The organism is Streptomyces griseomycini (assembly GCF_014203535.1).
GTDB classification, from domain to species: Bacteria; Actinomycetota; Actinomycetes; order Streptomycetales; family Streptomycetaceae; genus Streptomyces; species Streptomyces griseomycini.
Genome location: NZ_JACHJI010000026.1, coordinates 54,781 through 65,309 on the forward strand (window position 1 = coordinate 54,781; position 10,529 = coordinate 65,309).

Annotated in this window: 14 protein-coding genes; 10 read left to right on the top strand and 4 right to left on the bottom strand. The window is 69.3% G+C overall.

Annotation, left to right across the window (positions count from 1 at the left end; translation table 11 throughout):
- Positions 1-226: 226 nt before the first annotated feature.
- The gene (locus tag FHS37_RS40320) at positions 227-1,297 is read left to right on the top strand and encodes a hypothetical protein (protein WP_229890103.1); all 1,071 of its coding nucleotides are present in this window, start codon (positions 227-229) and stop codon (positions 1,295-1,297) included.
- Between the two features lie 55 nt (positions 1,298-1,352).
- Here the strand turns inward: FHS37_RS40320 and FHS37_RS36520 are convergent, their stop codons facing one another.
- The 3 genes from FHS37_RS36520 to FHS37_RS36530 form a co-directional block, all read right to left on the bottom strand.
- Positions 1,353-1,970 (bottom strand): DUF6000 family protein, encoded by a 618-nt coding sequence (locus FHS37_RS36520; protein WP_184829272.1) that lies wholly within the window; start codon positions 1,968-1,970, stop codon positions 1,353-1,355.
- 98 nt (positions 1,971-2,068) lie between these two features.
- Complete coding sequence (locus FHS37_RS36525) at positions 2,069-2,731, bottom strand: hypothetical protein (protein WP_184829274.1); 663 nt, start codon at positions 2,729-2,731, stop codon at positions 2,069-2,071.
- The gene (locus FHS37_RS36530) at positions 2,731-3,195 is read right to left on the bottom strand and encodes a DUF2199 domain-containing protein (RefSeq protein WP_014677498.1); all 465 of its coding nucleotides are present in this window, start codon (positions 3,193-3,195) and stop codon (positions 2,731-2,733) included. The genes FHS37_RS36525 and FHS37_RS36530 overlap by 1 nt, the downstream gene beginning before the upstream one ends.
- A 543-nt stretch (positions 3,196-3,738) precedes the next feature.
- Between FHS37_RS36530 and FHS37_RS36535 the strand changes: the two genes are divergently transcribed.
- The 8 genes from FHS37_RS36535 to FHS37_RS36570 all read left to right on the top strand — a co-directional run bounded on the left by FHS37_RS36535 (position 3,739) and on the right by FHS37_RS36570 (position 8,713).
- Positions 3,739-5,112 carry a DNA cytosine methyltransferase gene (locus tag FHS37_RS36535; RefSeq protein WP_184829276.1) on the top strand — a complete coding sequence of 458 codons (1,374 nt, stop codon included), beginning with the start codon at positions 3,739-3,741 and terminating at the stop codon, positions 5,110-5,112.
- A gap of 289 nt (positions 5,113-5,401) precedes the next feature.
- Positions 5,402-6,079 (top strand): GGDEF domain-containing protein, encoded by a 678-nt coding sequence (locus FHS37_RS36540; protein ID WP_184829278.1) that lies wholly within the window; start codon positions 5,402-5,404, stop codon positions 6,077-6,079.
- The gene (locus FHS37_RS36545; RefSeq protein WP_184829280.1) at positions 6,076-6,522 is read left to right on the top strand and encodes an ASCH domain-containing protein; all 447 of its coding nucleotides are present in this window, start codon (positions 6,076-6,078) and stop codon (positions 6,520-6,522) included. Before FHS37_RS36540 ends, FHS37_RS36545 begins: the two co-directional genes overlap by 4 nt.
- On the top strand, positions 6,519-6,677 hold the full coding sequence (locus FHS37_RS40325; RefSeq protein ID WP_229890102.1) for a hypothetical protein: 159 nt from the start codon (positions 6,519-6,521) through the stop codon (positions 6,675-6,677). The genes FHS37_RS36545 and FHS37_RS40325 overlap by 4 nt, the downstream gene beginning before the upstream one ends.
- A gap of 200 nt (positions 6,678-6,877) precedes the next feature.
- Positions 6,878-7,222: a hypothetical protein gene (locus tag FHS37_RS36555; protein ID WP_184829282.1), complete on the top strand. Its 345-nt coding sequence runs from the start codon at positions 6,878-6,880 to the stop codon at positions 7,220-7,222.
- Positions 7,219-7,731 (top strand): WhiB family transcriptional regulator, encoded by a 513-nt coding sequence (locus FHS37_RS36560; protein ID WP_184829284.1) that lies wholly within the window; start codon positions 7,219-7,221, stop codon positions 7,729-7,731. The genes FHS37_RS36555 and FHS37_RS36560 overlap by 4 nt, the downstream gene beginning before the upstream one ends.
- Positions 7,731-8,501, top strand: coding sequence for a hypothetical protein (locus FHS37_RS36565; RefSeq protein WP_184829286.1), 771 nt, complete (start codon positions 7,731-7,733; stop codon positions 8,499-8,501). The genes FHS37_RS36560 and FHS37_RS36565 overlap by 1 nt, the downstream gene beginning before the upstream one ends.
- 32 nt (positions 8,502-8,533) lie before the next feature.
- Entirely contained in the window at positions 8,534-8,713 is a 180-nt protein-coding gene (locus FHS37_RS36570) for a DUF8839 family protein (protein ID WP_184829289.1), read from the top strand.
- 9 nt (positions 8,714-8,722) lie between these two features.
- Here the strand turns inward: FHS37_RS36570 and FHS37_RS36575 are convergent.
- Positions 8,723-9,471, bottom strand: a protein-coding gene (locus FHS37_RS36575) for an IS5 family transposase (protein ID WP_229890101.1) whose coding sequence is annotated in 2 segments (ribosomal slippage) — positions 8,723-9,184 and positions 9,187-9,471 — 747 coding nt in all. Because the reading frame shifts where the segments join, the coding sequence is not laid out codon by codon here.
- A 137-nt stretch (positions 9,472-9,608) separates the two neighbouring features.
- Between FHS37_RS36575 and FHS37_RS36580 the strand changes: the two genes are divergently transcribed.
- A protein-coding gene (locus FHS37_RS36580) for an IS5 family transposase (RefSeq protein WP_184829293.1) occupies positions 9,609-10,426 on the top strand; the annotation gives its coding sequence in 2 pieces (ribosomal slippage) (positions 9,609-9,951 and positions 9,951-10,426; 819 coding nt in all).
- The last annotated feature ends 103 nt before the right edge of the window (positions 10,427-10,529 follow it).

A 10,529-nucleotide genomic window follows, 5' to 3' on the forward strand; every position in this document is an offset into this window, starting at 1 on the left:
TTCCACCGAAGCAGGGGCCGGCATCTGCGGACCCTGCGCCGGAGTTGATCTCACCTACGCGTGCCAGCGCTGCGGCACGAGCGACAGAATCTTCCGCGAGCAGTTGTGCACCCGTTGCTTCGCCACGAAACAACTGGCCGAAGCTCTCGGTGAACAAGATCAAGCGGTCCCCGCACAGCGGCAGAACTTCCACTCGGCTCTCGCCGCCGCAGGACACCCCCGCAGAGTGGCGCATTGGCTGACCCTCGCCGGAGTGCCCGCCCTCCTGTCCCAGCTAGCCGTTTCCGATGAGGAGATCACCCACCAACAAATCGACGATCTACCCAACACGCCGACCACTCGCTACATCCGCGACGTCCTCGTCGTCGCCGCGGTGCTGCCGCCGCGCGACGAACGATTGGAGGCCCTGCCCCGCTGGGCGGACGCCCTCTTGGCCCAGGCACCGCTCCCTCAGCGGCAGCTCGTCACCCCCTTCACCCATTGGTATCTGCTCCACCGCATCCGCCGGGGCCACCGGCACCGCCCGCTACGCGCCAGCACACAACACCAGATGCGATCGCGACTGCGCCGGGCCCTGGAACTGCTCGACTGGCTCGATGAACACGGCACCGCTCTCGGGGAACTCACACAGCCAGCACTCGAGATGTGGCTGGAGGAAGGAACTGTAGAACGTCGTGAAGTGCGTGCCTTCGTCACCTGGGCGCGAGGTCGGGGCCTTGTCGGCGAGCTCGTAGTTCCCCGGGCACGCATTGCCGCCCCCAGCGTCTTCATGACGGACGAGGAGCAGGCCAAGCAACTGCACCGGTGTCTCGGCGACGATTCTCTGACTCTCGATGTTCGTACGGCCGGTGCCCTGACGCTCCTCTTCGGGCTGCAGCACACCAAACTGCTCGAACTCACCGTGCGCGACGTCATAGACGACAACGCGATGGTGGCGCTTAACCTCGCAGGCCATCGTCTTCCGCTGCCGCCCGAAGTTGCCCGACTGGTCCGTGCGCAACGCGACCAGTGCCAGGCACGCTGGCAGCTCGATCAGACAGCCAGCACAACACCGTGGCTGTTCCCCGGCCAGGAGCCCGCCCGCCCTCTCGGAGCCACCTACCTCAATTTGAAGCTCCGCCGACACGGCATCGCGCCCCGCGCCGGCCGCAACAACGCTCGTCTCGCGCTCGCCACGGACCTACCCGCGTCCGTCCTCGCCGACTTCACCGGCACCAGCATCAGCAACGCCACCCGCTGGACCGGATACGCCAGACGCGACTGGCTCGACTACATCGCGTCCCGCACACAGATCTGACCGCTCCCCCGGACGGCGATCACGGCCCAGAGAGACCATCGGGAGAAGGGGCCGGTCATCGCACCTCTGCGCATTCATCGATGAACGCGCAGAGCCGGCGAATGAGGCTCAAGGAGGAGGGTGTGGGGTCCGAGTCGCCCTGCATGTGAGGTGCATCCTGGAGCCACTGCTGCCACAGGCCCCCCGGTTGCCGGAAGCGGTCGGCTTGACCCCCTCCTAGGTTCAGGTCGATGAACTGGAGAGCGCCCATGACGACAGTCTGGTCGTATCCGAGGTCAGGACGACGGAGGTAGCGATCCAGGTAGGCGGCGAGCAGATCGGCGTCGCGCGCCGTTCCGAAACTGGCCAGGGCCACGCTGTAGGCGAGCCCAGCGCAGCAGACCTCGCTGGCCAGCAGGAGTTCCCCGAGGCGCTCACGGAACTCGGTCCGGCGGGAGACAGCTATGAGCCAAGCCGCAGTTCTCCGCTCTCGCCAGCCGCCTTCAAGCAGCTTGGCGATCTCATCGGCGGTGATGAGTCCTGCGTCCTCACGGAGATCTCGCATGAATCGGTCGCACTCAGGACTTTGCATGCGCAGCAAGCCGCCGCCGAGCTTCAGGTAGCGCCGCTCGGGCGTGACATAGCGGCGAACCAAGGTCAGCAACTCGGCATCGTCGTGCGGATTGCGTATCACACAGTCGATCTTGCCTTGCCACCGCGGAACAGAGCCAGCCCCCTCCCTTCCCCTGCTGTTACCTGAGCAGAGGCAGACCCAGTTCCAAGGCCCGCGGGTCAGCCGCCATGGAGGCCCCACTCGTCGAGACCCCCGTAGATGTGTGCTTCGAGGCATTGCGGGGCGCCAAGGCCCACGGCCTCACCCCGGTACACGGCGATGAGGGAGTCCTTGCCCCGCCACCAAGAGTCCGTCACACCCTGTACTTCGGGGACCGGCTCGAATTCGCCGAGATCCAGTGCGTCGACGGCATTGCGCGTGACCCTTGTGACGGTCGTGGCCCAGCGGCGGGCATGAGCGGCGAGCGCCAGGGATTCCACCCATCCGTCAGTGCTGGCATGCAGGGGCGTCCAGCGGTTGGCGTCGATGCCGAACGCACCGTCGGGGCCGATCATGAAGCTGTAGGCCATGGACACCCGGCAGTCTCCTGCCGGGAATGACCAGCCTTCTGCGGGCGTCTTTTCGGGGCAGTCAGCGTCCAGGATGCGCGGACCACCCTCGTAGAAAGGGGCCGGCGGCAGGGCGAGGCCGCCCCAGCGGTCCTGGAAAGCAGTGGCCCGTTCGATCTCTGCCGCGGGGATCCCGCGCTCGATCCACGCGTCGTGGTGTCGCCGGATGTCCTGTTGGCGAACGCAGATGCCCTCCGTCTCGATGAACCGCTGGGCCCTGCGGCTCAGGCCGGCAGGCGCGACCGGGACGGGCGATACGGGCTGGTCGGCCATTACCGCTGCTCGCCCTCACCGGCGTGGAGCACGGCCGACGCAATCTCCCGCACGCGCTCCAGGCTGATCCCTGTGCGCTGCTCGACGGCGAGGGGGTGGTCAGTGGGCTCCAGCTCGACGAAGGGGCGCTCGCCGACCGGGCGGGTATGGACGCGCGTTTTCAAATTGAGCGTCGTCGCCGGGTACACCGGAAGATCGGTGGTGAGCCAGCCGAAGTAGGGCTTCTCCGTTTCGCGGCCGGGTCTGTCCCACAGGTCTGAGGCCCGGGAGAAGCTTTCTCGGCTGAGCGAGACCCAGACGCCCCAGGAGAACGCCTCGTCGCTGCCGATGACCGGTATCTCGATCAGGCCTTTGACGAAGTAGTGCTGAGCGCGGACCACGCACTGGTCCGTGGAGAGCAAACAGTCGTCGGCGTCGGCGAAGGCCGGATCCCACACGGCGGGGGCCTCGGCCGTGTAGTTCATCGGCAGCTCAGGGTGGTGGGCCCCGCAGCACGTGCAGGTGAACCCCAAATCACTGGTCATGGGCCCGGAGCCTAGCGACGGACTCCAGCCGTACCCGAAGGGGGCTTGCCCGGCACAACTCCGCGCGGCCAACTACCCCGCTCAGTCACAGCTGGCTACCCCGAGGACAAGCGATGGCAAGCGGCTTCCGTGGCGCCTTGGCACTGGAATACCGCAGCTACGGAACAAGTGCACTCCGCCAACACCGCTGCGGACGCAAGGCTGCTGTGACGAGTGCGCCACGGGAACGCCGGCGGACCCCAGCAGCTACATCGCACCCCCGGCCACACACCGGCTGGCCGCCTGACTCAACGAGCGACGAGCCCACGTCCTGCGTCAGTCCGAGAACCGACCTCGCACCCGGCTCGCCACGAGCGCCCGGGGCGGCCGCCGGCATAAAGGCCCGGCCGCCCCGGAGCACCACCTCTTCCCCCACGCCAGAGCACAACTGACAAGAAGGAGCACCCCAAGCATGTCCAGACTGCGTCAAATGGTGACCGTCAGATGATCACCATGACGGACCTGTTCTGCGGCGCTGGCGGCTCCACCACCGGAGCCCTCAAGATCCCCGGTGTGCGCGTGGTGATGGCCGCCAATCACTCCCGGCACGCCATCGACACGCACCAGTACAACCACCCCGACACCGACCACGATTGCGCTGACATCTCTCAGGTCGTGCCGACGAAATACCCGCGCACGGACATCCTGTGGGCCTCCCCCGAGTGCACCAACCACACCCGCGCCAAGGGCAAGAAGCGCGGCCACGGCGAGTTCACCGGTGGCCTGTTCGCCACCGACGGCACCGACGAGGCCACAATCCGCTCGCGGGCGACCATGCACGACGTCGCCCGGTTCGCCGAACACCACCGCTACCAGGCGATCATCGTGGAGAACGTGCCCGACGCCCGCTGGTGGGGACCGGAGGAAGCCCCCGGCTTCGCCTTCGACACCTGGCTGCGCAGCGTCGCCCTGTGGGGCCCGTACGAGTACCGGGTCATCTACCTGGACTCCGCGCACGCCCAGGCCGCCGGGCCCGGGGCGCGCTCCAGGAGGCCGCGGATGTATGTCGTGTTCTGGCGCAAGGGCGAGCGCGCGCCGGACTTCGGCAAGTGGCTGCGCCCGTACGGCACCTGCCCCCGGCACGGACATGTCCAGCTCCTGCAGTCCTGGAAACGGACCCGGATGTGCAGCCCGGAGCGGCCCTGGGGCGTGTACGGGATCAAGACCGGCCAGTACGTCTACCGCTGCCCGCGCGTGGAGTGCCGCCACCAGATCGTCGAGCCGCAGGTGCGGGCCGCAGCCGAAGCGATCGACTTCACGCTGCCCGCCGAGACGATCGGCGAACGGCGCACTCCCCTAGTCGCCAACACCATGCGCAAGATCCGCGACGGCTGGGAGAGGTACCGCCGCGCACCTGAAACGGGCCACTTGATCGAGCCGTACATGATCGAGCTGCACGGCGGAGGATCCACCCACCGCCCGGCCAGCCAGCCCATGTCGACCCTGACCGCGGGCGGCATCAACCACGGCATCGTCTACGCCGACCACGCCCCGTACGAGCTGCTGCCCTACTACGGCACCAGCAAGACCCAGCCCGCCACCGTGCCGATGCCCACCTTGACCACCCGCGACCGGCACGGCCTGGTCGGCTACGCGGAAAGCCTCGAGCAGTGCCGCTACCGCATGATCCGCTCCAGCGAAGCCGCACGCGCCATGGAGTTCCCCGACTCCTACGTCTTCCTCGGGGACCGCGACCAGACCATCGAGATGATCGGCAACGCCGTCACCCCGAACGTGGGCCGGGACCTGGTCGGCATGGTGGTCGAAGCCCTCACCGGCGAAGAAGTCACCTGCCCTGACGTCGCGATGGCCGCATAGGCGGCGCCCGCCCCAGGCAGGCCGACTCTCATGGTCGCCATCCGACCACGGGCCCGACCACGACGGCGGCCACCACCCCGACCAACGGCATCCAGCGGATGTAACCGGTTCGTGACCCATGGTCGGGGTCTGTGGTCGGGGTTCTGGTCGGCCCCGTGCGCTGTGCTGCCTTGTGCGGCCGGCGCCGAACACGACCTGCAGTGACCCCCGGGACAGGCGTTCAAGGCGTCCAGACCTCGCCTGTCCCGGGTCCACCCATCCCGTACGAGACGAGAGGGAGGTCCTCAGTATGGATCCCGTCCTGCGCTTTCAGGCCCGAATCGGGCAACGCGCCCTGTTACTGACCACCGCCGCGGTGCCGTTGACCGGCTGGACCGTGCACGCCATCACGCTGCACCGCCGTCTGGCCGCCAGCCGGAAGGACCCGCTGACCGGGCTGCTGCGCCGCGACGCCTACACCGCCCGCGCCCGGCAGATCCTGCGCCGCCACGGCGACGACACGGCTCTGGTCATGATCGACGCCGACCACTTCAAGCAGATCAACGACACGTTCGGGCACGCGGCCGGTGACGCCGTCCTCGCCGCGTTCGGTGCCCGGCTCACCGCCTGGGCCGGATCGCGCGCAGCCGCCGGACGCCTCGGAGGCGACGAGTTCGCCGTCCTTCTCCAACTGCCCGCCGCGCGCCTGGAGCAGCGCCTCGCGCAGCTGGTCCGCATACTGCACACGCCGGTCGTCCTGGACGACGGCCGCGCGGTCGACGTGGCCGCCTCGGTCGGCGCCGCCACCCCGCACACGGTCGGTTCCCGTGATCTGAGCGTGCTGCAGCGGGCCGCCGACGCGGCCCTGTACGACGGCAAGCACTCCGGCCGCGCGGTTCTCGCCGACGTCGCGCACGCCACGGTGCGGTCCGTCAACGGCCGCCGGTCCGGCCGCCCGGGCACGGCCCTGTGGGGGCGAGCCGCATGAACGTCGCCTTGCCCGAAGGGGACTGGATCCGCGGCATCACCATCAAGCAACCGCACGCCGCCTGCATCACGGCCGGAGCCGGTGCCAAGACGATCGAGAACCGGCCCCGGGCGTGGTCCTGGCGCGGCTGGGTGCTGCTGCACGCGGGCAAGGCCATCGACCGGCCCGCCCTGCGCATCCCGCTGATCGCCCGCACGATCCGCGGCCGCGACCTGGTCACGGGCGCGGTGATCGGCGTTGCTCGCATCACCGACTGCCACCAGGACCCCAACGAGTCGGTGCCGTGTACCGAGTGGGCGCAGCCCGGCGCCTGGCACCTGGTACTCGCCGACATCCGCGAGCTGCCGCTGCCAGTGCCCGCCGACGGGCAGCTGGGCCCCTGGCGGCCGTCGCCGGACCTGGTGCAGCAAGTCTTCCAGCAGCTGCCCGGCTTCCGGCCGTGACCCGCACGCGAGGCAAGAAGCCGCTGTTCAAGCCGGGGCTCATCCCGGCTCCCGGCGGCCTGCTGGACTGGCGGGATGCCCGCCACTTCGACCGCTGGCAGGACCTGCCGTGCGTGCTGTGCGACAAGCCCACACCAATGCGGTCCCACTACTGAGAGCCCGTGCACAAGGCGTGCGCCCAGGACTGGATCGCCGCGAATCCCACCGAAGCCAGGCTCGGCCGGTTCGCCTCCGACCTCCAGCCCAAGCGTCGGCACGACGACGACCACGCCTGATCCCCCCTCTCTCCTCCCCCACCTCTGCGCGGCGTCGGCCACGCCCGGCGCCCGCCCCCGTATGCATGGAAGGACCCTTCATGGCGACCTCTCCCCTCACCGACCGGCCGGCACTCACCGTCGGCCAGGCCGTCGCCCTGACCCTGCTGCGTGACGGCTACACCCAGCGCGCCATCCAAGCCCGCACCGACGTCGCCCCCGACGACCTGTATCGGCTGGCCACCGCACACCACATCACCGCCCCGCACGGCACCTGCGAAGGACACGCCTGCCACCAGGCCCGAGGCGAGGACCCGTGCGGGCCGTGCGAGACGGCCCAGGCCCGCGCCGAGGCCCGCGCCCGGGCCCAGCAGCGCAAAAAGATCCCGCCCGCCCTGCGCGCCCGGCTGGCCTCCGGCGCCCGCCGCAAGGCGGTGACCCGATGAACGAGACCGACACCCGTATCGCCTTCCCCCACACCGACACGCCCCTGGCCTGCCAGGCCCACCCGGACTGGTTCGCCCACGAGCAGGCCAGCGGCCCCGCGGCGCAGCAGGACATCGACCGGGCCAAACGCGCCTGCTCCGGCTGCCCGATCGCGGCCGGCTGCCTGAAATGGGCCCTGGCCAACCCCGGCCCCAGCCGGATCGGGGTGTGGGCGGCCACCACGCCCCGCGAACGCGGCACCCTGCGCCGCCGCCTGCAGACGCGGCTCGGCCCGGACTGGATCGGCGTGATCGCCCAGGCCGACCGCGACCGCTCCCGCCGCCGCACGGCGTATGCGCCGGTCCCGGAGCCGAGCCCGATGTGGTCCCAGCCCTACCAGCCCTGGCGCGAGCAGCTCACCCCCGACCAGCAGCAGCGCAACCGCGAGCTGCTGGACCTCGCCCAGCGCACCACCCGCCCCCGCACCCCCCGCTCCCACCACGAGCAGACTCTGGGAAAGGCCAGCTGATGGACGCCATACCCCTCGCCCTGGACGGCTACCTGACCGCCGACCCCGTCCCCGACGACCACGACGACATCCTCTGCTGGCGGCTGTCCTGCTCCGCCAGCACCGACCACCTGGCCGAAGAGGCGATCATCCCCTGCACCACCATGGAGCCGGAGATCGTCCACGCGCTGCTCACCGAGCGGCAGCCCGGCGACCTGCTGCGCGTCACCGGCCACCTCACCCTCCCCGAAACCGCCGGCGGCATCCTCCAGCTGCACGTCGAATCCCTCGAGGTGCTCTGGGAAGCGCCCCTGCTGGACGCGGAGGAGAACGAAGACGGCGAGGACAGCGGGGACACCGCGGCCGTGACGGACGCGGCCGCCGACCGCAACAGCGCCCTCGCGGCCCTCGCCGAGGCCCTCACCAGCCTCGGACACCAGGCCACCCCCGGCCCCGGGCAGAGCATCCGCATCCACCTCAGCCCGGCCGAAACCCTCGGCACGGACCTGGAGCACTGCCACAGCATCGACCTCACCCCGGCCAGGGCCCACCAGCTCGCCGACGCCGTCGACGCCCTCAACTGCCGCCTGGACGACGACCGGACCGACGACGACGTCGTCCTGGACCCGCAGACCATCGCGGACCTGACCGACCTGTTCGACGGCATCGACCTGCTCGATCTCACCAACGCCGTCCTCAATACCACCCGGCCCGAGAACCGGCCCCAGGTCACCCGCGCGATGGACGACATGTTCGGCGACGTGCCCGCCCCCGAGGACACCGACCCGTGACCGTCAGCCACAACCGAAGGAAATCAGCCCTGATGCCCGCCCAGCCCCAGTGCACCGTCCTGGAGCGCTTCCCCGCCGGAGGACCCCGCGGCTCCTGGCCCGCGGAGGAGTACGCCGCCGCCCAGCGCGCCCAAGGCACGCCGGACGCCCAGGTCGTGATGGACCTGCCCAACGACCAATTCCTCGTGGTCACTCACACCGGCCCCGAGTAACAGGTCATCTCATTTGGTGAGTCGGCGGTAGCAGATGAGGGTGCAGGCGATGCTGGTGAAGGCCAGGAAGTGGCTGGCTTTGCGTTCGTAGCGGCGGTGGAGGCGTCGGCATCCGGCGAGCCAGGCCTTGGTGCGTTCGACGGTCCAGCGGTGCCGGCCGAGCCACTGGCTGGAGTCGGTTCCCTTGCGGGCGATCCGGGGCGTGATCCCGTGGGCGCGTAACCATCGCCGCAGGTGGTTGTAGTCGTAGCCCTTGTCACCGTGGAGCTTGCCGGGCCTGCGTCGTCGTCGGCCGCGCCAGGAGCGGACCGGTGGTATGCCCTGCACGAGCGGGATCAGGGCCTGGCTGTCGTGGACGTTGGCACCGGAGATGCCGACGGACAGGGGCAGACCGGTCCGCTCGGTGATCAAGTGGATCTTCGAGCCGTACTTGCCCCGGTCGACAGGATTCGGGCCTGTCAGTTCCCCCTTTTCAGGGCCCGCATGTTCACCGAGTCGATCGCACAGCGGGACCAGTCCAGCTCGCCGCGGGAACCGAGTTCGTCGAGGACCAGGCGGTGGAGCTTCGCCCACACCCTGGCCTTCGACCACTCCGTGAACCGGCGGTGGGCTGTGGCTCCCGACGGCCCGAACGAGGCGGACGGCAACTGCTGCCACGTGCAGCCAGACGTCGCGACGAACACGATCGCGGCCAGCACTTCCCGGTCGCCGTGCCGGCGCCGGCCGCCGCCCTGCGGGCGGGTAGGTGCCTCCGGCACCTACCCGCTGAACAACTGCCACAGCTCATCCGGCACCAGCCGCTCAATGATCCCCACACCAGAAGGCTATCGAACACGCCAAATGAGATGACTTGTAAGATTGTGTCCTACGTGGTGAGGCGGTCGTTGGTCCGTTCATGGGGCGGGGTACGTGGAGTTGGATTGTTCCGGACGGGTTGTGGGAGATCGCGAAGCCGCTGATTCCTCCGTCGAAGGTGCGGCCGCAGGGCGGTGGAACGCCAGACACACCTGCTGAGACGCTGTTCGTGGCGATCATCTATGTGCTGGTCAGCGGCTGCGCCTGGCGCGCTTTGCCACCCTGCTTCAGGATATCGAAGTCGACCGCCCACCGGCGGTTCCTGATCTGGTCGAGAGCCGGTGTCTGGGGCCGCCTCCACGAGGCCGTGCTGCACCGGCTCGACGACGCCGGCCTGGTCGATGTCACCCGCGTCGTCCTCGACACCGCCCACGTCAGGGCGAAAAAGGGGGCGAACACACAGGTCCGAGCCCCGTGGACCGGGGCAAGCCGGGTTCCAAAATGCATGTCCTGTCGGACGCGAACGGACTGCCCGTCCTCGTCGGCGTCTCCGCCGGCAACGTCCACGACAGCGAAGGGCTGAAGCCGATGGTGGAGGGCCACCAAACGAGACACGACCCCCACCGCGGCCGCCACTTCAAGCCCCAGCGGCTACACGCGGACAAAGCCTACGACCGGGCCGACCTGCGCAGATGGCTGCGAGGGAAGCGGATCGGCGTGCGCATCGCCCGCAAGGGAATCGAGTCCAGCGAACGATTAGGGCGCCGCAGGTGGGTCGTCGAGCGGACGATGTCCTGGCTGTCCGGCTATCGCCGCCTCAGCCCCCGCTACGAACGCGACCCCCGCAACTACCTGGCCTTTCTCGGCCTCGCCGCCGCCCTGTGCTGCTACAAGCGACTCGTCCGCCTCACCACGTAGGACACGGTTTAGACGTCGTTTCTGATGGCGTGATCGTTCGTTGAGCCGTGCATGACGGATCTGGTGGAGCGGTTGGTGCCGGACGAGTTGTGGGTGCTGTTTC

Excerpts from the sequence above, each read along its gene's own strand:
- FHS37_RS36560 (WP_184829284.1), top strand. The coding sequence starts at position 7,219 with ATGAACGAGACCGACACCCGTATCGCCTTCCCCCACACCGACACGCCC.
- FHS37_RS36530 (WP_014677498.1), bottom strand. The coding sequence starts at position 3,195 with ATGAACTACACGGCCGAGGCCCCCGCCGTGTGGGATCCGGCCTTCGCC.
- FHS37_RS36545 (WP_184829280.1), top strand. The coding sequence starts at position 6,076 with ATGAACGTCGCCTTGCCCGAAGGGGACTGGATCCGCGGCATCACCATC.
- FHS37_RS36570 (WP_184829289.1), top strand. The coding sequence starts at position 8,534 with ATGCCCGCCCAGCCCCAGTGCACCGTCCTGGAGCGCTTCCCCGCCGGA.
- FHS37_RS36565 (WP_184829286.1), top strand. The coding sequence starts at position 7,731 with ATGGACGCCATACCCCTCGCCCTGGACGGCTACCTGACCGCCGACCCC.
- FHS37_RS36555 (WP_184829282.1), top strand. The coding sequence starts at position 6,878 with ATGGCGACCTCTCCCCTCACCGACCGGCCGGCACTCACCGTCGGCCAG.
- FHS37_RS36525 (WP_184829274.1), bottom strand. The coding sequence starts at position 2,731 with ATGGCCGACCAGCCCGTATCGCCCGTCCCGGTCGCGCCTGCCGGCCTG.
- FHS37_RS36535 (WP_184829276.1), top strand. The coding sequence starts at position 3,739 with ATGATCACCATGACGGACCTGTTCTGCGGCGCTGGCGGCTCCACCACC.
- FHS37_RS36540 (WP_184829278.1), top strand. The coding sequence starts at position 5,402 with ATGGATCCCGTCCTGCGCTTTCAGGCCCGAATCGGGCAACGCGCCCTG.